The 21745-nt window shown below is 52.8% G+C and carries 22 protein-coding genes; 8 read left to right on the top strand and 14 right to left on the bottom strand.

Annotated elements, in window-relative coordinates; translation table 11 throughout:
- Positions 1-6 precede the first annotated feature (6 nt).
- The gene (bglK, locus tag LH23_RS08130) at positions 7-900 is read right to left on the bottom strand and encodes a beta-glucoside kinase BglK (protein ID WP_039289955.1); all 894 of its coding nucleotides are present in this window, start codon (positions 898-900) and stop codon (positions 7-9) included.
- Between the two features lie 356 nt (positions 901-1256).
- On the bottom strand, positions 1257-1964 hold the full coding sequence (locus LH23_RS08125; RefSeq protein WP_039289953.1) for a GntR family transcriptional regulator: 708 nt from the start codon (positions 1962-1964) through the stop codon (positions 1257-1259).
- A gap of 195 nt (positions 1965-2159) precedes the next feature.
- Here LH23_RS08125 and LH23_RS08120 point away from each other — a divergent pair, with 195 nt between their 5' ends.
- The 3 genes from LH23_RS08120 to LH23_RS08110 all read left to right on the top strand — a co-directional run bounded on the left by LH23_RS08120 (position 2160) and on the right by LH23_RS08110 (position 5693).
- Positions 2160-2474, top strand: coding sequence for a PTS sugar transporter subunit IIB (locus tag LH23_RS08120; RefSeq protein WP_039289950.1), 315 nt, complete (start codon positions 2160-2162; stop codon positions 2472-2474).
- A gap of 133 nt (positions 2475-2607) precedes the next feature.
- Positions 2608-3930 carry a PTS sugar transporter subunit IIC gene (locus LH23_RS08115; protein WP_039289947.1) on the top strand — a complete coding sequence of 441 codons (1323 nt, stop codon included), beginning with the start codon at positions 2608-2610 and terminating at the stop codon, positions 3928-3930.
- 89 nt (positions 3931-4019) lie between these two features.
- Positions 4020-5693: a carbohydrate porin gene (locus tag LH23_RS08110; RefSeq protein ID WP_039289943.1), complete on the top strand. Its 1674-nt coding sequence runs from the start codon at positions 4020-4022 to the stop codon at positions 5691-5693.
- Positions 5694-5750: 57 nt separating this feature from the next.
- Here the strand turns inward: LH23_RS08110 and LH23_RS08105 are convergent, their stop codons facing one another.
- Positions 5751-6335, bottom strand: a complete 585-nt coding sequence (locus tag LH23_RS08105) for a histidine phosphatase family protein (protein ID WP_039289942.1) — start codon at positions 6333-6335, stop codon at positions 5751-5753.
- Positions 6336-6556: 221 nt separating this feature from the next.
- Between LH23_RS08105 and LH23_RS08100 the strand changes: the two genes are divergently transcribed.
- The 5 genes from LH23_RS08100 to LH23_RS08080 all read left to right on the top strand — a co-directional run bounded on the left by LH23_RS08100 (position 6557) and on the right by LH23_RS08080 (position 10238).
- Complete coding sequence (locus tag LH23_RS08100) at positions 6557-7651, top strand: adenosylhomocysteinase (RefSeq protein ID WP_039296453.1); 1095 nt, start codon at positions 6557-6559, stop codon at positions 7649-7651.
- Positions 7652-7775: 124 nt separating this feature from the next.
- Complete coding sequence (locus LH23_RS08095; RefSeq protein ID WP_039289939.1) at positions 7776-8366, top strand: cytochrome b; 591 nt, start codon at positions 7776-7778, stop codon at positions 8364-8366.
- A 100-nt stretch (positions 8367-8466) separates the two neighbouring features.
- Positions 8467-8919: a tetratricopeptide repeat protein gene (locus tag LH23_RS08090; protein ID WP_419672749.1), complete on the top strand. Its 453-nt coding sequence runs from the start codon at positions 8467-8469 to the stop codon at positions 8917-8919.
- A gap of 42 nt (positions 8920-8961) precedes the next feature.
- The gene (locus LH23_RS08085; protein WP_419672746.1) at positions 8962-9444 is read left to right on the top strand and encodes an RNA polymerase sigma factor; all 483 of its coding nucleotides are present in this window, start codon (positions 8962-8964) and stop codon (positions 9442-9444) included.
- Positions 9441-10238 (top strand): anti-sigma factor family protein, encoded by a 798-nt coding sequence (locus tag LH23_RS08080; protein ID WP_039289930.1) that lies wholly within the window; start codon positions 9441-9443, stop codon positions 10236-10238. Before LH23_RS08085 ends, LH23_RS08080 begins: the two co-directional genes overlap by 4 nt.
- A gap of 117 nt (positions 10239-10355) precedes the next feature.
- Here LH23_RS08080 and LH23_RS08075 read toward each other — a convergent pair whose 3' ends face one another.
- The 11 genes from LH23_RS08075 to citX all read right to left on the bottom strand — a co-directional run bounded on the left by LH23_RS08075 (position 10356) and on the right by citX (position 21740).
- Positions 10356-12530: a peptidase domain-containing ABC transporter gene (locus LH23_RS08075; protein ID WP_039289926.1), complete on the bottom strand. Its 2175-nt coding sequence runs from the start codon at positions 12528-12530 to the stop codon at positions 10356-10358.
- Positions 12530-13783, bottom strand: coding sequence for an HlyD family secretion protein (locus LH23_RS08070; RefSeq protein ID WP_039289923.1), 1254 nt, complete (start codon positions 13781-13783; stop codon positions 12530-12532). Before LH23_RS08070 ends, LH23_RS08075 begins: the two co-directional genes overlap by 1 nt.
- 453 nt (positions 13784-14236) lie before the next feature.
- Positions 14237-14578, bottom strand: a complete 342-nt coding sequence (locus tag LH23_RS23925; protein ID WP_156108016.1) for a hypothetical protein — start codon at positions 14576-14578, stop codon at positions 14237-14239.
- Between the two features lie 203 nt (positions 14579-14781).
- On the bottom strand, positions 14782-15225 hold the full coding sequence (locus LH23_RS08065) for a hypothetical protein (RefSeq protein ID WP_039289919.1): 444 nt from the start codon (positions 15223-15225) through the stop codon (positions 14782-14784).
- Between the two features lie 156 nt (positions 15226-15381).
- Complete coding sequence (locus tag LH23_RS23920; protein WP_156108015.1) at positions 15382-15723, bottom strand: hypothetical protein; 342 nt, start codon at positions 15721-15723, stop codon at positions 15382-15384.
- A gap of 389 nt (positions 15724-16112) precedes the next feature.
- On the bottom strand, positions 16113-16895 hold the full coding sequence (gene uxuR, locus LH23_RS08060) for a Uxu operon transcriptional regulator (protein WP_052050149.1): 783 nt from the start codon (positions 16893-16895) through the stop codon (positions 16113-16115).
- Between the two features lie 74 nt (positions 16896-16969).
- Positions 16970-18154, bottom strand: a complete 1185-nt coding sequence (gene uxuA / locus LH23_RS08055) for a mannonate dehydratase (RefSeq protein ID WP_039289916.1) — start codon at positions 18152-18154, stop codon at positions 16970-16972.
- Positions 18155-18410: 256 nt separating this feature from the next.
- Positions 18411-18623 (bottom strand): RNA chaperone/antiterminator CspA, encoded by a 213-nt coding sequence (gene cspA / locus LH23_RS08050; protein WP_008459989.1) that lies wholly within the window; start codon positions 18621-18623, stop codon positions 18411-18413.
- Between the two features lie 624 nt (positions 18624-19247).
- On the bottom strand, positions 19248-20279 hold the full coding sequence (locus LH23_RS08045) for an NADP-dependent oxidoreductase (protein WP_039289912.1): 1032 nt from the start codon (positions 20277-20279) through the stop codon (positions 19248-19250).
- A gap of 86 nt (positions 20280-20365) precedes the next feature.
- Positions 20366-21211 carry a triphosphoribosyl-dephospho-CoA synthase CitG gene (gene citG / locus LH23_RS08040; protein WP_039289909.1) on the bottom strand — a complete coding sequence of 282 codons (846 nt, stop codon included), beginning with the start codon at positions 21209-21211 and terminating at the stop codon, positions 20366-20368.
- The gene (citX, locus tag LH23_RS08035) at positions 21189-21740 is read right to left on the bottom strand and encodes a citrate lyase holo-[acyl-carrier protein] synthase (protein ID WP_039289907.1); all 552 of its coding nucleotides are present in this window, start codon (positions 21738-21740) and stop codon (positions 21189-21191) included. Before citX ends, citG begins: the two co-directional genes overlap by 23 nt.
- Positions 21741-21745 lie beyond the last annotated feature (5 nt).

Raw genomic sequence — 21745 nt, 5'->3', positions numbered from 1 at the left:
TCTCCCTTACTTAGAGATCGCATGCTGCGACCGATAGTGCTGATTAAAATGGTAGACCGCGCCAATGAGTCCGGCATCGTTGCCGTGGCTGACGGTATCGATATAGTCGTCAATGGTGAACCAGGCCAGGTGTTCGCGCAGCAGCGCCAGGAAGCCAGGGCGTTCCACAATGCCGCCGCCGAGCAGGATTTTTTCCGGGTCGAACAAATTGACGAGGTTATAAAGGCCGGTGCCGAGATCGTTGAAGAACGCATTCACCATGCGCTGGCAGGCCACGTCACCGGCGTCAAAGCGGTCGAAAATCTCTTCTCCGCTGACGGCCTCAAGCGGCTTGCCGACATACTCCGCGTAGTCTTTGCGAAGGGTTCTCAGGGTGCAGGTATCGTTCATCGTGTAGCGGCGAACATCGCGCGGGCCGGGGCGTTCGGTCAGCATGTAACCAAATTCTCCCGCCCGGAAGCGCGCGCCGTGTACCAGTTGGTTATTGCAGAAAATCGCCCCACCGATGCCGGTGCCGATGGTTAGCACCAGGAAGTTGCTCATCCCCGCCGCTTTCCCCTGCCAGCGCTCGGCCAACAGGACGCAGTTAGCGTCATTTTCGATGGCAACGGGCAGCTGCGTGCGCTCTTCCAGCCATTCTTTGATGGCAAAGTTGTCGAAGCGGCGGATGGCCCCGCCCATTTCGATAAAGCCGGTGTGCGGATTGACATAGCCAGGGGCGCTGATCGCCACGCCCTCACAGCCGGGATGCGCGGCAATCCACGCTAAAATGGCCTGTAAAATTTGCTCGCCATTGCTGTCGTCGATCGTCTCTTTGCCTTTTGCCAGTATCTCGCCCTGCGAGTTGACGATCCCCATTTTTAAAGCCGTACCACCGATATCAAATGCGGCGATATTCATACGCTAATTCCTCCTGCATATTTCCGGCTCATCGTTTATTTCCACTGAAACAAGGAAATTATTTCGCACCGGTCATATTCATGCCTGGTAAAAGGAATACAAAAATTGACGAGTTCAATTTTTAATTATCGGTTCTGAAAACGAAGAAAATCTTAATCAATGGGAGGTGCATCAGGCAATAGAAGGGGAATAACACATTGAACAACTTTTAAACCTGTTAAAAGAGATGATATACAGTGAGTTAACGCTGATATTCCCCTTTCATAAGCGACAGGTTCACTTTCATGAACATTGTTGAACCTCTTTTTAAAGCAGAACTGTGACCGACGTTGCGAATGCAAGGCCAGCCACAGCGTTTAGCCCGCCTTGCGAGGCAAAAAGTACTTCACCTGGAACTCGAACACGTTGGTGTAGAGGATCGAGTAATCAATCGGGCTGTGGCTGGCGTCAACGGACTGGGTTTCCATGCGGATAATCGGATCGCGAGTGCTGATGTGCAGCATTTTGGCAATCTCGGTTGACGGCAGAATGGGCTGAAACGCCTCGTAGCAGCCGTGAATTTTGACTCCGCATTCATCTTCGATGTAGGAAAATTTCGAACGCTTCATGTGGTTGACCGTCAGGTCAGGGAAGCGGTTCACCGACAGCCAGGTCTCTTCCAGCTGCATCGGCACGTTGTCGATGTGGCGCAGTCGTTTGGCGTAATAGACCGGCTCGCCGATGGCCAGTTGCAGGCGGCTGGCAATCTCTTCCGACGCCTGCTGCAGCTCAAATCTCAGCACCTGGCTGGACGGTTTTTTCCCTTCACTTCTGGCAATCTCGGTGAAGCTGTCCAGATGCGTAACCGAAGCCTGAAAATGTTTGTTTCGCACATAGGTGCCAGACCCGTGCCTGCGCTCAATCAACGCCTCATCTTCCAGAACTTTCAATGCCTTACGCAAGGTATTGCGCGACACGTTATAGAACTCAGCCAGCTCTTTCTCCGAAGGGAGGATGTCGCCGATATGGTAGGTTGGGCTGCTGATCCTGCTTTTTAGTAAATTAACAACATCTTTGTATACCACTTTTGAACCTCCTTAATTCATTTAAAAACAGTCAATTACCCTGCTATTCCTATTAAAAGTCCAATATACGTTCACTTTCACTCTATTTTTTGCACCACTCGGCGGTGACTAACTGTGATCGAAATGGCAGATGAAGGCATTGATATTCATTAAGTTAGCCGCAGGTTGATTATCTACAAAGCGTTAAGGGTAAAAATGAAGAATATATTATTAGTTTGTGCCGCCGGGATGTCTACCAGCATGCTGGTGAAAAGAATGCAGGATCACGCCGAAGCAGGAAATATTTCGGTCAATATTAACGCACTGGCGATTGCCGAGGCGAAAGAAAGAATTAAAAGAAATGAAGCAGATGTTGTTCTGCTGGGGCCTCAGGTTCGCTTCCAAAAAAGTGAAATAGAAGAAATCGCCCAGGGAAGAATTCCGGTAGCGGTGATCGACATGAAGTATTACGGGCAAATGGACGGAAAATCAGTTCTTGATTCAGCACTGAATTTACTTGGCGACCATTAATCCTTTCCAGCCGAAATAATAACCCAATGGGTCATTGATTTGGTTTATCATCACGCGGCTAAATATTGCAAATATATCTCGCCGATAAACTTAAATCCCCAGTCAATATCTCTCTAATGATAAAGGGCGCATCATGAGTATAATGAATGCCTTTGAGCGCGGTATGGAAAAGCTCCTTGTTCCTATTGCGATTAAATTAAACTCTCAGATACACGTGTCGGCCATCCGCGATGCTTTTATTTTGTCATTCCCTATCGTCATGGCCAGTTCGCTGATCGTGCTGATAAACTTTGCCATCCTTTCACCGGATGGTTTTATTGCTTCACTGCTGCATCTCGGCGTGTTATTCCCTAACTTAGCCGAAGCTCAAAATATATTCTCCCCGGTAATGAACGGGTCGGTGAATATCATGTCGATCATGATTGCTTTCCTGGTCGCACGTAATATCGCCATCAGCTATCAGCAGGACGATTTGCTGTGCGGCCTGACCGCTATCGGCGCGTTCTTTGTGGTCTATACCCCTTATCAAATGATGGGCGGGCAGTCGTATCTGACGACGCAATATCTGGGGCCACAGGGGCTTTTTGTGGCGGTGATTGTTGCGCTGATTACCGGGGAAATCTTCTGCCGCCTGGCGCGCAACCCGAAGATCACCATCACCATGCCGGACGCCGTACCGCCGGCGGTTGCACGCTCATTTAAGGTATTAATTCCTATCTTCTTCGTGATGATTTTCTTCTCGGTGCTGAACTACTGCCTGACGAAAATCTCCCCGAATGGCCTGAACGAACTGATTTATACCCTGATTCAGGCGCCGCTGAAAAACATGGGCACCAATATTGTCGCGGTGCTGGTGCTTGGCGTGGTCACCAACTTCCTTTGGGTGCTGGGCATTCACGGGCCGAACACCACGGCGGCGATTCGCGAGACCATCTTCTCCGAAGCTAACCTCGAAAACCTCTCCTTTGCCGCTTCCAACGGCACCACGTGGGGCGCGCCGTACCCTATCACCTGGACCAGCATTAACGACGCCTTTGCCAACTACGGCGGCTCGGGAATGACGCTCGGCCTGCTGCTGGCTATTTTTATTGCCTCCCGTCGCGCCGACTATCGCGATCTGGCCAAAATGGCCTTCGTGCCGGGCCTGTTTAACATCAACGAACCGGTGATTTTCGGCCTGCCTATCGTGCTGAACCCGATCCTGATTATTCCGTTTATCATGGTGCCGTTCGTTAACTCTCTGGTGGGCTACGCCTTTATCACCCTGGAGATTATTCCGCCGATTGCCTACGCCGTACCGTGGACAACGCCGGGACCGCTCATCGCCTTCTTCGGCACCGGGGGGAACTGGATGGCGTTGATTGTCGGGCTGCTGTGCCTGGCCATCTCCACGCTAATTTATTTACCGTTCGTTATTGCCGCCAATAAGGTAAATGCAGCACAGGCGGCGCAGTAATAAATAAATCGATGATAGCAATTTAATTTCCACCCGCCTCCGGTTATTAAAACCGGAGGCAAATAATAATTATACTTCTGGGACATTCTATGAATTCAAGTTTATTGAAGGTTAGCTTATTGTCTTCATCCATCCTTCTGGCGTTATCTTCAACCCACGCAATGGCAGCTAAATTAACGGTTGAGCAGCGTCTGGAATTACTTGAAAGACAATTATCAGAAAACAAATCAGAATTAAATAAAACGCAGAAAGAGTTGGCCATATATAAAGACAAGGTCGCCCAACTGCAGCCAGCCGGTAACAACGTGCAGTCTGGAACGACACCGGTCAATCAGACGGTTTATTCTCCGGTAGCCGACAACATCGAGAATGAAAATAATCATCTCGATACTAAACCGGCACCAACGCCGGTGAAAGGCACGCAAAAAGTGACCGTGGTCAATAACGAAGGCGGCAAAACTACCGTAGAAAACGTCACCCTGAAAGACATCAGCAAATACATTAAAGATGATATTGGCTTTAGTTACGAAGGGTATTTCCGCTCCGGTTGGGCTGCGGCAAACCGCGGGTCGGCCCAAACCTACGCCGCCGGGTCGCTTGGCCGTTTCGGTAACGAAATGAGCGGCTGGTTCGACTTAACGCTGAACCAGCGCGTCTATAACCAGGACGGTAAAACCGCCAACGCCATCGTGACCTACGACGGCAACGTCGGCGAGCAGTATAACGACGCCTGGTTTGGTGATAACAACGGCAACGAAAACATCATGCAGTTCAGCGATATTTTCCTGACCACCAGAGGCTTCCTGCCGTTTGCGCCGGAAGCGGACTTCTGGGTCGGGAAGCACAAACTGCCTGAGTACGAAATCCAGATGCTCGACTGGAAATCATTAACCACCCAGGTGGCGGCGGCCGTCGGGATCCAAAACTGGAACCTGGGCGTCGGCCAGCTTGACGCCTCCCTTAGCCGCAACGACGTCGACGTTTACTCCCGCGACTTCAGCCACACCACGCAGATGAACACCAACTCGGTTGACCTGCGCTACCGCAACATTCCGCTGTGGGAAAAAGGTTCGCTGTCGCTGATGGGCAAATATGCCTTTGCCAATAAGACCGACGACCAGAAAGACAACGAAAATAACGGCTCCTTCTTTAAGCTGAAGGATACCTGGATGGCGACCGCCATTGTGCGCCAGGATCTGCCGCGCGACACCTTCAACGAGTTCACTCTGCAGGTGGCCAATAACTCTTACGCCAGCAGCTTTGCGAACTTCTCCGGGGCCAGCAACTCAATGGCACCGGGTCGCTATTACTACGGCGACCAGACGGACGGCGTGGCCTGGCGTCTGATTTCGCAGGGCGAGATGTACCTCGCAGACAGAATTATCATGGCTAACGCGCTGGTTTACTCCCAGGGTAGCGATGTTTATAGCTATGAGAGCGGCGCCCACAGCGACTTCAGCAGCATTCGGGCCGTGATTCGCCCGGCGTGGATTTGGGATACCTGGAACCAGACCGGCCTGGAGCTGAGCTGGTTTACCCAGAAAAACAAAACCGAGCAAGGGGTTAACCTGAAAGAGTCGGGCTACAAAACCACGCTCTATCATGCTCTTAAGGTTGGCCCAAGCCTGCTCGGCTCGCGGCCTGAAATTCGTTTCTACGGCACGTACCTGAATATTCTGGACAACGAGCTGTCAAACTTCCGCTTTAACGAAAACAGCAAAAACGAGTTTATGGCTGGCGTTCAGGCTGAAGTGTGGTGGTAATCCTCTTTTGCTAAGTGCATAAAAAAACCCGTCTTCCAGACGGGTTTTTCTCTTCTGTCAGCTCGCGCCTGCGCAGCTGTCCGGCACGTTATTCAGCCCTTCAGCCCCGTGGGTGAAAGATTTAAATCGCTTTTGATCGTCCAGTTTGATGATGTACAGCGAATCAAAATCACTGCCCGGCCATTTAGGCACCACGGTTGGGTCGCCGCCGGTTTCCTTCACCAGCTTTTGCGCCGCTATCACCAGGTTTTTATGCTCCCACGAAACAAAAGTCAGGCGGCCGCTGCTTTGAGTTTTCAGTAAATCATCCGCCAGCTCGTCCGTCTGCTCGGCGTGGTAATTCAGATCGATGGCCTGAGAAAGGCGGATCGCGGTCGGCGTGATGGTGGTTAACGGGCGCAGCGAGCTGCCAGTTTTGTTCTCTTTCGGCGCGGCGGCGTAGATGGCATCCGGTTTGCCGTACTGGCTCAACAGAACCGACGGTAATTGCAGCGCGCGATTCAGCCCTTTGCAGGTGAGCTGCCCACTGTTATTCGCCGGTTTCTCACCGTGACGCAGGAACACTATCGTACTGTCGGCCTTCGCTATCATCGGGGTCAATAAGGCACTGCTTAGCAACACAACAAGCGCTTTCTTGATCATATTTTTCTCGTTTTTATCAGGGGATGAAGCTTTTACTATAGAGAAGAAAGCGGGGAAAAAAACAAAACATTGGTAAGCAGACGTCACACCTGCCGCGTCGGTTTCAGCGATTAACAACCGGCCATCATTTTGCTATTCTGACGCCCGTTAACGTGATGATATATTTTATAAAAACCAGTAAAAACAATTAATAAGGAAAAGACGTGAGCACCCAGAGCGAGATGTTTAACAAAGAGATTGCATGGTCTACCCGCCACATGGTTCGCACCCTCAAACAGGTTCAGGCACTGCCCGACTTAAGCCACGTTCGCATCGCCTGCAATATGCATCTCGACCTGAAAATGATCCCGCTGGTTGAAGGCCTGCTGAAGAAAAATGCCAAAGTCTTCCTCACCACCTGCAACCCTACCACCGTGCAGGATGACGTTGTCGCTTACCTGGTCGCCGCCGGGGCGGAAGCCAGCGCATGGCGCAATATGAACGACGCCGACTGGCACGACTCATGGGAAAAAGCCATTGCCTGGCGCCCAACGCATCTGTGCGAAATGGGTGCCGACATCACTACGCTGCTGCATCAGCGTGGCGAATTTGGCGATGTAGTCGCCTGCCTCGAAGCCACTGGTTCCGGCGTCAACCGCCTCGCGGATCTGCGCCCTGGCTACCCGATCTTTAACTGGGACGATCTGCCGGTAAAAGAAGGCCTGCATAACCGCCACATGGTTGGCCTCACCGCCTGGCAAACCTTCTTCCAGACTACCCACCTCACCCTGCACGAAAAGAAAGTGCTGGTGATTGGCTATGGCCTGGTCGGCCAGGGCGTTGCCGCCGCTGCCAAAGCCTACGGCGGCCAGGTGATGGTTGCCGAGTTAGATCCGGCTCGCCGCCTGCAGGCCGCCTATGATGGCTGGCATGTGGTTGATATTCATGACGTGATTGCCACCACCGACGTTGTCGCCACCGCCACCGGGGCAAAAAAAGTCGTCAGCGCAGCGGTACTGGATAAAGCCAAAGACGGCGTGTTCGTGCTGAACGTGGGCCACGTCGCCGAAGAGATCGACTGCGGCTACCTGCAGCAATACCCGACCGAAGAAGTAATGCCGTTTATCAACGCCTACCAGCTTAACGGCAAAACGCTTTACCTGATGGCGAACGGCTCAATGCTGAACCTGACCGCGGGCTTCGGCGACAGCCTGAACGCCTTCGACGTGACGCTGGCCGTGATGGCAAGCGGCATCAAACACATCGTGACCGACGGCCAGCACGCTGAAAAAGCGGTTTATTTGCTGCCGCAATCCGTGTGGGAAAAAGCGCTGTAAGCAGCCCTTCGGCCCCTATCAAGTCAGGCCTCTGCGGAGTGCCTGGCTTTTTTTTTCGTTTTCACCGAATAAAATCCCCGCCCCGATTGTTTACTCCTTACAAGAACCTGAGGAAGAGACAATCATGAGTTACCTGCCCCCCGAAGCTGCGCCGCTCCGCAAGCGCTACGATGCCTTTAGCATGGCCCTCCACTGGGTTACCGCCTTCTGCGTCATATTTCTGTTTGCCAGCGCGCACGTCTGGGAAGTCCTTGAACGCGGCACGCCACTGCGTAAAGGCCTGCAATCACTACACATTTCCTTTGGCATCCTGCTTGGCGCGGTGATTGTCGTCCGGCTGATCTGGCGCATTAGCGCCGCTTTTTCGCCGTCGAGAAAGCTGGAAAAAGTACCTATGCCCGGCGCATTTCGCATCGCCGCTCATGCCACGCATGGCGTGCTTTACATCCTGCTGCTAACCCAGGCCACGCTCGGCTTCCTGTTCCGCTGGGCGCAGGGCGAACCGTTCTGGTTCTTTAACCTCTTTGAAGTCCCGGACGTGTTTAACATCGATCCGACGCTGCGCCATACCCTGGCGATGCTGCACAACAACGTGGCCTGGGCGCTGATCCTGCTGGCGGGTGCACATGCCGTCGCCGCCCTGCTTCACCATTATGTTCTGCGTGACGGCACGCTGCGCCGCATGCTCCCCGCCTGCAAAGGCAACTCTCGCTAACCTACAGGACGACACCATGAACATGCCTTCAACCCGTAAACTGCTGCCTTTGCTGTGCCTGGTGACCAGCGGGCTTTTCTACTCCGCCACCGCCAGCGCCATGGGCGACGATGATTCCAAAACGCCGGACTGCCCGAAAGGCCAGGTGTACGACAGCAAAACCAAAACCTGTACCGTGGAAAAAAGCAGCATGTTAAGCGACGGCGATAAAACGCAATATGCTTACCATCTGGCAAAATCTGGCCGTTACCAGGAAGCGTTAAACCTGCTGGATACCCTGCAGCAGCCCAACACGCGTGAAGCCTGGAACTACCGGGGCTACGCCACAAGAAAATTGGGGCGCACCGACGAAGGAATCGGCTATTATCAGCGCTCCATCGCCCTGGATCCGCACTACGCCAAAGTGCGTGAATACCTCGGTGAAGCGTGGATGATTAAAGGGCGCCCAGACCTGGCGAAAGCCCAGTTGGCCACCATTAAAACGCTCTGCGGAACCGGCTGCGAGGAGTATCGCGATTTGAAAGCCGCCATTGACGGACACCCGGAGTCCTAAGTTGAGGACATAAAAATCACCGTCAACGAAGTTCGTTTACAGTTGGCACAGCACCTTGCCCGCCTCTGGCGTTATGGCATGGTGCTGTCCCGCAATCGAGATGTGGCTGAAGATTTGGTTCAGTCCACCTGCGTGCGCGCTCTGGAGCGCTGCAGCCAGTTTCAGTCCGGCACGCGGATCGACCGCTGGCTGTTTGCGATTTTGTACTCTATCTGGATCAACGAAATCCGCGCCCTGCGCGTTCGCCAGGGCCAGGGTTTTGTCGACAGCGACGAACTCAGCCAACTGGCAGACAGCGAAAGCACCGAAGATAAGCATCAGTATCACGCGCTGCTGCAGCAGGTCAGCGAGCTGCCTGAAGCCCAGCGTAATACCGTGTTTTTAGTGTATGTCGAAGGCTTTACCTATCAGGAAGCAGCCGACACGCTGGCCATTCCCATCGGCACCGTGATGAGCCGCCTGGCCGCCGCGCGTCTGACGCTGGCCAAACACCTGATGCCGACGATGAAGAAGGAGCTCAAATGACACGTCAATCCTTCTCCGCTCCGTGGAGCGATGAGGCTATCCTGGCCTGGCTGGACGGCGAAATGCGCGAGGATGAGCGTCACGCCTTTGAGCAGCAGTTAAATGACGATGCCGCTCTGGCCGCCCGCGTTGAGCCCCTCATGCAAAGCAATCAACCCTGGCAACAGGCATTCGCCCCGCTTCTGGAAGAAGCGCCAGTCGATAGAATGCAGGCCAAACTCAACGTGCTGTTGCATCAGCCGGTGAACGTGAAGCCGCAGGCGAAGGGCGTCAGCCGTCGCAGCCTGATAGCCGCCTCCCTCAGCTTCCTCGCCGTCGGCGTACTTGCCGGGCACTTTATTCGCCCCGGCCAGCAAAAGCTCAGTGGGGAACCTGAAATTCGCGACCTGATTGCACAGTACATGTCGCTCTACAGCGCCGAAACGCTGGCGGACATCAACGTCACACCTCAGGCGCTGCAAAACGGCCTGAACCGTTTGCAGCAGGACATAGGCCTCAGGCTGCAGCAAGGTGAAGTTGAGCTGCCGGAAGCCGAGCTAAAAAGCGTGAGGATGCTGCGCTACGACAGCACCTCTATCGCGCAAATTGCTTATCTTCACGCCAGCTACGGGCCGATGGCGCTCTGTATTTCCCGCAGCAAAGCGGATGACAGCCCCGAGCTGAAACACGAAGTCCGCCGCGGCCTCAACCTGGTCTGGTGGCGCAGCAAAGGGTATGAATATGTGCTGATAGGCCGCAATCCGCAGCAGGATTTACAGCAAAGCGGGGAACGACTACAGCGGCAGGTAGTTTGAATTAAGACCCGGTTAACGCCCTGGCTCGCTAAACGGCCAGGATCCGAACAAATAACCGCTGAAAGTCGGACAGTTACAGCAGCCGGTTTTTAACGTTTTCCAGCTGTTGTTTTTAATTCAGCTCAGGGTGCACCAGCTCTCGCCATGCGCTTCTATCTGACGCACAAATTTACCCCCCTCCATGAAAAGAACACGATCGGCCGAGGCCAGTGTTTCCTGGCGGTGAGCTATCAGCAGTACAGCAATACCCGAATCCTTGAGCGTCTGGCTGATGATAATTTCACTCTCCACATCCAGGTGACTGGTGGCTTCATCGAGCAGTAAAAATCTGGGTTGCTTGTACAATGCTCTGGCCAGCAGGATCCGTTGTTTTTGTCCTCCGGAAAGTGTGCCTCCCGTTTCACCGACCAGGGTCTGGTACCCCATTGGCATAGCCAGAATGTCTGCGTCAATCAGCGCCATCCTCGCACACCAGGCCATTCGAACCTGATCTCTCTCATCACTGAAGAAAATAATATTGTCAGCAATTGAGCCCCGGAAAAGCTGATCTTCCTGCAAGACAGTCCCAATTTGCTGGCGTACCTGAAAATAGTTGGTGTGGGTATGTGCCACGCCAAAAGTGCGAATTTCTCCGGCTTCAGGCGTGTGGATCCCCAGTATCAGTTTAACCAGCGTGGATTTCCCACAGCCTGATTTCCCGGTAATGGCCACCACTTCCCCAGGATTCACCGTCAGCGATATATCACTGAGAACATTTTCACCGGCGCCTTTATGACGAAACGAAATACCCGCCAGCGTCAGCGGTGCCCCTACCTCTTTCGGCAGAGCATCACAGATAACGGGGGAATAATTCCGATGGATGTCATCCGTTGAAAAGGGTTGGTGCAGCTGCTCTTCTGTCTGGCTGAGCACAATATCTGCCAGTCGGGTATTATAGATATCCAGCATACGCCAGGAAAAAAACTTATCCGTCAGGCTGCTGATACTTCCTGAGAAACGTCCCTGATAGGCCAGATAGGCGACCAGCATTCCCACGGTAAAAGTCCCGTCCAGTACCTCACCTGCACCTTTCCAGAGTATTACCGCGGTAACCACGCTGCCCGTCAGGGTGTGTGCGATGTCATACCCCATCATCAGGCGACTCTGACGCAACTGGGTATTCCTGCGAATAACATTGAGATTGAGCCATGCAGCCTCCCTGTGCGGCATGACACCGTTGATCCGGAGACTCAGGATCCCACCCAGTGTTTCTAGAAAATAACCGGACTCACGCGCTTCAGCATCCCAGGCATCTTCTGCAGCCTGCTTTAGAGAGGGGTACCAGAGCGCTCTCAGGAGTCCGTAAATAACGGCGGCCATAACGGCAATCAGCGTCATGCCCGGGCTATACAGCAGCATCATTGTCAGCGAAGTGGCAACCAGCAGCACATCGAGAATGCCTTCCAGTACCTGAGTGGTCAGTGCATGCTGAATACTGTCCACCGCGCTGAAACGGGCGCTGATGCTGCCGCGGCTGCGGGCATCAAACCAGCTCAGCGGCAGCCGTACCAGGTGATGAAAGACCCGGGCAGCCCACTGCATATTGAAGTTTACCGACAGGGTGATGGTCGCCCACTGCCTGGCCAGGGAGAGCAGCATCTGCGTCACAGCCAGCAACAATAGCGCTGCAATCACCAGCGTCAGGAGGTTTCTGTCGGCGGCAACCAGCACCTCATCAATCACCAGTTGGTTAAGCAACGGTGTCCCCAGCGCCAGTATTTCCAGCGCCAGAGCAAAAATAAGAATACGCACCATCGCTGGCACCAGCCCCGGCGTTTTTCCGGTTAGCTGGCGCAGGTTTATTTTTTGTCGTTCATCCCGGGGCATGAAATCTGTGGTGGGCGTCAACTCCAGCGCTATGCCAGTAAAATGTTTCCCGGCCTCCTGCAGGGAGAGCCTAATCTTTCCCCGGTCAGGATCGTGCAGGGTGAGCTGGTTGCCTCGAACTTTATGCAACACGACGAAATGATTCATATTCCAGTGAAGAATGCACGGCAGGGCAAGCGCCCTCAGATCCGCAAGTTCGAGCCTTACAGCCCGTGAAGACAGGTGAAGACCTGAGGCACACTGCGTCAGCCTCTGCAGAGTCATTCCCTGTGTGCTGACCGTAAAGCGCTCACGTAGGGTTGGTAAATCGGTGTTGAGTCCGTGCCAGCAGGCTATCATCGCCAGGCAGGCTAAGCCGCATTCGGCAGACTCCGCCTGGCGTATCACGGGCAGGTGTTTCCTGCCGCTCCAATTCAGTGATCCCATCACAGTTTTCCTTTCACACTCCAGAGTGGCTCGGTCAGCCACTCCCACAGATAGCGGGTGTCGAGGCTGACGTCGCCTTCAAGGGTCATACCCGGGCGCAACGGCTCCTGCCTGCCATAGGCTCGTATAAATGTGTTTTCTGGTTCAACAATCACCCGGTAATGCCCCTCATTCTCTTTCCAGGTGACCGGCGAGACTGAGAGCAGATCGGAAGGCGTGAGCGTAGTCCGGCTGATGTCGCGAATAGTGCCGTACTGCACGCCAAATTTTTGGTAAGGGAATGCGCTGAAACGCAGAGCCACCCGCTGCCCTGGCTGAATAAAACCGGCGTTCTGACTGGTCGCGTAGAGCTCGACCTGCAGACGAGCATTGTCCGGCACCAGTGTCATCACGGGTTCAGAGGCCCTGACGGGCTGGCCTTCTTTAACCAGGATGGCAGCCACAGTTCCAGTGACCGGTGCTGTTAGCATAAAATTCTCCTGGCCTGCCAGCTCAAGCTGTTGTTGCCTGATCCCCTGAAGCTGCCGGTCGAGCTCCTTCCTACGGCTTTCCCCAAGAGCAACAAGATGCTCCAGCTCATCCTCAGCCGTTTCTTTCGCCGCCCTGAGCTGCAACAGGACCAGACGCTGCTCCTCCACATTTTCATTCGCCGCAGAAACGGCCATTTGCCGCTGCTGGTATTCAATATCTGAAACATAATGGCGGGAGACCAGATCGCGATAGCGGCTCATCACCGAAACGGAAAGCTGCGCCTGATGCTCCGCCTGCGTCAACCGCTGGCTGGCACTTTGAAGCTGGGGTTCAAGAGAGGACAGACGTTGTCGGATCCCCTGCTGCTGTTGGCTGTTATCGCGAGCCTCAAGTCGTTGCTGAGATTCGAGCATCTGGAATTGTGTGTTCAGCGAGAGGCTCATCGCCGCCAACGTCCCCCCCCCCTGCCCATCGTAATGCTCACCGCTTATGTAATAGAGCGGGCTGCCGGCAGACACATGCTGCCCCTCAGCGATTTTTAACGCAGTGACATACCCCGAATACTGTGGGATAACTTTTATCAAACCTGAAGACGGCATAACAATACCGGACAGATGGGCTTTGCGGGTGTACTGACTACTGCTGAGGAAAATAAAAATCAGCGTCAGTAAACCGATAGTCAGCAGAGCACTTAATGTGAACCCGGCAGACGTGGGAATAATAATTTCGCCCAGTGCGGTGTCATTTTGGTGCTCTACAGCTTCCTTTCTGAATATGTTCATAACCCTGATATGATATCGAATAAAAATGGTTAGAGTACTGTTCTTGTTGAATTCTCTCATACCATAGTGATTTAATTACGCATCGAATACAATGCGCCATGTTAAAAATTAATTAAGCAGAAAAGTAGCCAATAGCTCTATCTTTTAAATAAACCAACGATCTTCCTTGCTAGAAACAATGATGCCCGATAGCAAGAATAAATAACACACATGCTAATAAATATCTTTGCCAGGGGAGAGGGTATAGATAGTAAACCCCATGACTGATCAGTTGAATGAAAAAGTGTGGTAATTAATAAAATGGCTATGAAATAGGCAAAAGTTTGAGTGATAATTTCTTTCTTTTTTGATTCTGACTCAGAAGATGAATAGTTCATGAAATCTCCACGTCTCATATTAGTATGTGGCCACAAAATAAGTGGCCACTAATCTCATTGCTTAACCAGTTTGCGCTTACCAGCGGCATTGCCCAACCATGCCACCGGGATTTGTATCATGCCAGGACCCACCTCCCCTGTTATTGTTACCATCGTTAGGTAAAGACTGAGCAGCAGCCGCAAATGCCGTACCGACTACAGTTCCTGCAACAGGACCACCAATACCTGTAGCTACAGCCGTCAGCACCCCACCAATGATGACAAATCCGGCATTATTAGCGGTAGTGGCAGGCGCACTTCCAGAGCGCCCATTATTACTTCCTCTGTTAGCATCCCGGCGATCAGAAGGCTCAGAATTTTTTCCGCCGCCACTTACCAGTGCAACTTCATCTATCGATAATTCTGTGATCATTTTCATAAAAAACCTCGTTATTTATAACAGGGGGAACTAAAAGTGTAATTTTATAGAATCGGGTTATTCCAAATTTTTATTGTACTATTGTTTTTTGCTATGTATTAATACTGTTTGAGATTAACAAACGTGATTGATGAAATGAAAACAAATGCAAAGTTGACTTGAAACTATGCATAAAGTCAAATGCAATCTTTAAGTCAGTCACTTTATCTGGACTTTCCTGTAATTAGATATAGATTCCAGATTATTATCATAATGTATATAATATATTGTATCATATGCTGGCTGTGATCATTATTGGCCAAGGCTGTGATGATGCTCATTAATTTAAACGCACATAAGTTGGCAAAGAAAGTAAATATGGTAATTGTAAGACAATACTTAAAGCCTAAATCCCTGATTCTCTTCACCATGATCAGAATGCTGCAATACACAGTCATAATGAGTAATACTGCCAATAACAAAAATATACTCATCACCATCCAAGTTGACAACTCTCCTGTTGCAGAAATTTTCATGGTTTTAGCTGATGAAAATGCAATAAATAATTGAAAAGAAAATACCAGAGCCTGGTAGCAAAGCGCCCTTAAACGAGAGAGCTTTTCTTTTTTCCAGCCAGTAAAGAACTCTTTCCATAGATAAACCAGCATATATCTCCCTCTTTATTTATAACACTGTCCCTGTCTCTACATGTTAAGTCATCATATATTATTAATACAGAGATGTGAGAATTGATTCAGGCACTGCGGAAAATTTTTCACAAAATCAGAAAACTGCCGCGGACAGCGGCAGTTTTTTTAAATTATTTACCAACGGCATTGACCAATCATGCCACCTGGGTTTGTATCATGCCAGGAACCGCCACCTCTGTTATTATTGTTATCGTTAGGTAAGGACTGACCAGCAGCCGCAAATGCCGTTCCCACAACGGTTCCAGCAACAGGACCTCCAAGAGCTGTTGCTACACCCGTCAGCACCCCTCCAATAATGACAAATCCTGCATTATTTGCTGTAGTCGCAGGTGCTCCACCAGAATTACGACCGTGAGAATTACCTGCTCGTGAATTTCCACCTTCATAGTTGCTATTTGCATTGCCGCCGCTGACCATGGCGATTTCTTCAAAGCTCAGTTCTTTGATCTCAGACATAAAATCCCTCTATGTATGTTTGTTGTGTGTATGTTTTTGGTTTTGCATAAAGTGCTATTTGGTTATCCCACATACAAAGTGTCATGAAAAATGATTTTATGTAAACATATGTAAACAAGGCACATAAAAATCAATAACAATATGAAATTATTATTTTTATTCGTCAATGAAACCCAATACAGCCGTACACTGAAAGTTAGTATCAATCCGGTCAACGGACTAGTTACGTAAATATTGCCATCTTCGTCGGAACATGCTTATTTAGCAATTTTCCGTGAACTTGAGAAACTTTGTCTTTATTATTTTAAAAACGTCGAAAACTCTTATTTTTAATAAGACATAGATCCGGATATAAAAAAGGCCAGCAAATTAGCTGGCCTTATCGAAAATTAACGTCCAGGCTCGTTCAGCGGCCAGGACTCGAACAAATAACCGTCGAAGTTAATATCATCGACGTCGGACAGCTCCAGCAGCCGGTTTTTGACGTTTTCAAGGTGCTGCCACATCGCGTGTTTGGCCGCTTTGGCGTCTTTCTTAATCAGCGCCGCCAAAATTTGTTTATGGTCGGCAAGCCACTCTTGCCGATAGTGGTTGTTCTCCAGATGGCTGTGCAGCTGGATCCACATCGGGTTGTTTTCACGCCACTGCCAGGACTGTTTAAACAACTCCACCAGCATGCTGTTGTGGGTGGCCTCGGCCACGGCAAGGTGGAACTGCCTGTCGCCGCTTTCGTTATCCCCGGCAGCCAGTTCCTGTTCTTCTATCTGCAAGGCCTGGCGCATTTTGAGAATATCTTCCCGCGTGGCCTGCTGGGCGGCAAACTCCGCGATATTGCTTTCCAGCAGCTGGCGCGCCTGCAATAGCTCAAACGGCCCGGCATCGTTGCACTGGCTCGTACTGACTGGGGGATTAACGAGTTTATCCGGCATGGCAACCACAAAAATACCCGCCCCCCGGCGGACTTCCACCAGCCCTTCAATCTCCAGCATGATTAACGCTTCGCGCACCACGGTGCGGCTCACCGACAGCAGCGCCGCGATTTCACGCTCGGGCGGAAGACGATCTCCCAGGGCGTATTGCTGCCGCGCAATCATGTCGCGCAGCATCACACCAACTTCCTGATAAGGCCGCTGCGGCTGCGCGGCAGGTTTGTCCTGGATTTGCGGTTTCATCTTTACTCACGGCAGGTAGGGAATGAGCCGGACTATAGCATAACTGGTTGACCCATTCCCTGGCCCGGCGAGGGCTATTTACCAAAGAACGCGCGCTGGATGGCCATCTCAACGCCGCGCACTTCCGCCAGCCCTTTCAGGCGGCCAATCGCCGAATAGCCTGGATTCACCTTTTTATTCAGGTCATCCAACATTTGGTGGCCGTGATCCGGGCGCATCGGGATCAGTTCACTTTGCCCTGATTCTTTCCGACGCTGCTCTTCCTCCACAATGGCCTTCACCACTTCATACATGTCCACGTCACCATAAAGGTGCGCGGCCTCGTGGAAGGTTTTAGGATTGTCTTCCCGCAGCGTTGAGCGCAGGTGCGTGAAGTAGATGCGAGGCCCGAAGCGTTTAATCATGCCGACCAGGTCGTTATCGGCCCGCACGCCGTAAGAGCCGGTGCACATAGTAAAGCCGTTCGCCGGGCTGTTGACCGCATCCACCATCCACTGCATATCCTCCACGGTCGAAACAATACGCGGCAGGCCAAGGATGGGGCGCGGAGGATCGTCCGGGTGAACCGCCATTTTGATGCCAACCTGCTCAGCAACGGGGATAATGGCCTCAAGGAAGTAGGCAAAGTTTTCGCGCAGCTTCGCTTTGTCGATATCTTTGTAGGTGTCCAGTTGGGCGCGGAACTGGTCGAGCGTGTAGCCTTCTTCCGCACCAGGCAGGCCAGCGATGATGTTGCGGGTCAGCCGCGCTTTTTCATCCTCACGCATTTCCGCGAAGCGCCGGTTTGCCTGTTCGATTTCTTCCGCGCTGTAGTCAGCTTCTGCCCCTTTGCGCTTCAGAATATGCAGCTCAAAAGCAGCGAATTCGATTTGGTCAAAGCGCAGCGCTTTGGAGCCGTCCGGCAGCTGGTATTCGAGATCGGTGCGCGTCCAGTCCAGCACCGGCATAAAGTTGTAGCACACGGTGTAAATGCCGCATTCCGCCAGGTTACGCAGGCTTTGGCAGTAATTTTCGATCCATAAATCGTATTGCCCGCGATGGGTTTTGATCTCTTCGTGGATAGGCACGCTTTCCACTACCGACCAGACCAGCCCGGCGGCTTCCACCACGGCTTTGCGTTTCAGTATTTCTTCGACCGGCCAGATTTCACCGTTAGGAATGTGGTGCAGCGCGGTGACAATCCCTGTCGCCCCCGCCTGCCGGGCGTCGGCCAGACTGACCGGATCGTTTGGACCATACCAGCGCCAGGTTTGCTTCATAATATCCCCTCACAACTCAAATTGGTTGACCAATAAACACTGATGATTAAGCACCTCTTTAGGTGCGTGATATAGCGTCTAAGTTCAGCCAATTCAGCAAGCGTGTCAATCAGGAAGGGATAATTGGTTAACCAAAATCACAATTTAACACACAGCATTGCGCAATGAAGGGAAAAAGATATAGGACATCTATAAACTACAGGCACAAAAAAACCCGCCGTAGCGGGTTTCTTCACTTCTGAAACGTCAGGCTGGATTACAGCGCAACAACGTTAGCAGCAGCTGGGCCTTTAGCGCCGTTCTCGATAGAGAACTCAACTTTCTGGCCTTCGTCGAGGGTTTTGAAGCTGTCGCTCTGGATTGCAGAGAAGTGTACGAATACATCTTTGCTGCCATCGGTAGGAGAGATGAAGCCGAAACCTTTCTCAGCGTTGAACCATTTTACTAAACCAGTCATTTTGTTAGACATAGATATTACCTTTTCAGTTTCTTGAGCCACTAAACGCGGCGAACATGGTCTGTTCAGCAGAGTTGGACTTATTCGGGCACTTAGGAGGAGACTCGAGAAGAAGGGATATCTAAGATAGCGCTTGAACTGAGGACTGCTTTACTAAAACTGCTTTCATAAGGTCTGTGTTCCAAACCGGGTGCTAATCTCTCACGTCCGCCGTCATTTAGCAAGTACAGCGGGGAAATAAAAAAAATTCTCATTAAGGGAACGTGGTTTCCCCTCACCCTAACCCTCTCCCCACAGGGGAGAGGGGATAAAGAGCCAAACCATTTCATACAGCCCCCTCTCCCCACAAGGGAGAGGGAGTAAAGAGCCAAACCATTTCATACAGCCTCCTCTCCCCACACGGGAGAGGGAGTAAAGAGCCAAACCATTTCATACAGCCTCCTCTCCCCACACGGGAGAGGGAGTAAAGAGCCAAACCATTTCATACAGCCCTCTCTCCCCACAGGGGAGAGGGAGTAAAGAGCCAAACCATTTCATACAGCCCTCTCTCCCCACAGGGGAGAGGGAACAAACAATCTAACCATCTCTGATTTCCCCCTCTCCCTTCCAGGGAGAGGGCCGGGGTGAGGGTCAATCTTATTCCGCCACCTTCACAATCAGCTTGCCGAAGTTCTTCCCGGCCAGCAGCCCCTGGAATGCCTCCACGGTTTTTTCCAGCCCATCCACGATATCCTCGCGGAACTCAATCTCTCCGGCGGCGATCCACTCGCTCATCTGCTTGTAGAATTCGGGATAGCGATGGCCGTAGTCCTGGCTGATGATAAACCCTTCCACACGCATACGTTTTTTCAGGATAGTCGCCATTAGCTCCGGCAGACGATCGTGCTCAAAGGCGCTGTTGTTGCCGTTGTACTGGCTAATCACGCCACAAACCGGGATACGCGCTTTGGTATTCAGCAGCGGGAAGACGGCGTCAAACACCGCCCCGCCTACGTTTTCAAAATAGACGTCGATGCCGTTCGGGCAGGCTTTGGCAAGCTGTTCAGCGAAATCGCTGGCGCGGTGATCGAGGCACTCATCAAACTTCAGCGTCTCTTTCACATAGCGGCACTTATCTTCCCCGCCGGCAATGCCGATAACTCTCGCCCCTCGCAGGCGAGCCGTTTGCCCCACAACCGAGCCTACCGCGCCGCTGGCCGCAGCAACCACCACGGTTTCACCCGGCTGAGGGTTACCGATGTCCGTCAGCCCCATGTAACCGGTAAAGCCCGGCATGCCGAGCAGCCCCAGCGCCCAGGAAGGGTGAGACATATTTTTATCCAGCTTCTGCAGGCCTTCCCCGTTGGAAATCGAATAGTCCTGCCAGCCAGAGTCGGCAAGCACCAGGTCACCAGGCTGATAATCAGGATGCTGTGAGCTTTCCACGCGGCTGACAGTTCCCCCCACGATGACTTCACCGATGGCAATCGGCGCCGAGTAGGATTTGGCGTCACTCATGCGCCCGCGCATATACGGGTCAAGGGACAGGAAAAGCGTGCGCAGCAGCACTTCGCCTTTTACCGGCGTGGGAACAGCAACTTCTTCCAGATGGATATCTTCGCGGGTCGGCATTCCCTGCGGGCGCTTCGCCAGCACAAAACGACGGTTTTTCTCTGCGGTCTGAGCCATGAGGTACTCCTTTTATTATCAAGAGTGAAAACCTCAGACTAGACAAAAACGTGCCGAATTAGCATGAAATTCGTGCTGCGTAGCCTTCACACCGCAATTTCCGCTAAAACGGCACTAACAGCCAGCAGATCTGCGCTTCCGCCTGGGCTGAGGTTACGGGTGATAAGGTCGGCATCCATCTGCCGCAAATCGTCCTCATGCCAGCCCTGCTGCAGCAGGCGCGCAGCGTAACGCTGCACATAGCGCAGTCCGTTTAGCCCGCCGCGCGACACAAGATTGGTGTCCGGGTTGGCGGCCATAAGACGTAACATCGCTGCAAGCAGGCGGCGTTTCGGGCAGCTCTCCGTCTGCCAGTAGGGCAGCACATGCTGGCGCACCGTCAGGAATCCGCTTTCCGCCTCGCCGCGTGCGCCGGTCAGGCCAAACTGCTGATACAGCCTTTCGCCAACTGAAGAAGACTTCCGGGCCGCGACCAGTTCTCTTTCCACAATCCCGCTGCAGATCTCACTCACCGTGGCACATACCGCCGAGGCAGTTAGCGCTTTGCCCTGCCCCTGCAGGCGGCCAGCAGCGGTAGAAAGCAGCCCCAGCGAGAACACGCCACCTTTGTGCGTATTCACGCCCTGAGTGGCCTGGTACATCGCCTGTTCGCAGGCGATCCCTGCCGGGCGGATCAGCCGCAGCATCTCACAGGTACCTCGCCCGGCATGCTCCCGCCCCAGCCCGTGGAACGTACTGAACCAGGGGCCAATGGCCGCAATGCTGCCGAGAAACATCGGCAGATCCATATCCCGATGCGAGCCGTTGTTGGCGGCATCTACCAGCCCCGGCTTTGGCGTTAGCCACACCTCGTCCAGCAGCGCCTGACGCGCCAGGGCTGGCACATCCGGGGCGGCGGCAGAACTCGACTTAATCCCTGGCAAACCAGCCATCTATCAGCCTCTCAACGCGCGCGGTCACTTCATCCATGGGGTGGCGGCGGGAACGAGCACAGGCGTGCGCGGGCTCGTTGCACACCAGGCAGCGTCGGCCAGACAGGTCCAGCGAAGTCCGCCCGACCGGGCCATTGTCCGGGCAAATCACATCCGCATCCCACAGCCTGCCAAGCGGATGGGTTTGCTCCAGCCCGACCGTGGCCGCCTTGAGTTCGCTGGCCGAATGCGCCACGCTCCACATTGCTTCGGCCCCGGTCGGCAGCCACAGTACCTGCCGCTCGAGCACCGGCCAGCGGTTGCCCCACAGCAGTTGGTCGCAGGCCTGCAGCGCTACCGCCATGCAGTTGCGGTAGCGAATGCTGTCCTTTACCGCGCCGGGCGTCACCAGCGTCAGGGAAAGTACCGGCTGGCGGTGCTTTACCAGCCACTCATGCTGCCGGTGCGCTCGCCGCTCTCTCGCCTCAAGCAGAGCCTCAAGCAGAGCCTCAAGGGTAACGCCCTCCGCTTCCACAAGCGTTTCACTCATTTTGC

This window comes from Cedecea neteri, from assembly GCF_000758305.1.
Taxonomy (GTDB): Bacteria; Pseudomonadota; Gammaproteobacteria; order Enterobacterales; family Enterobacteriaceae; genus Cedecea; species Cedecea neteri_C.
The sequence above is the reverse complement of the archived record's forward strand: the minus strand, read 5'-3'. Positions and strand labels throughout refer to the sequence as shown.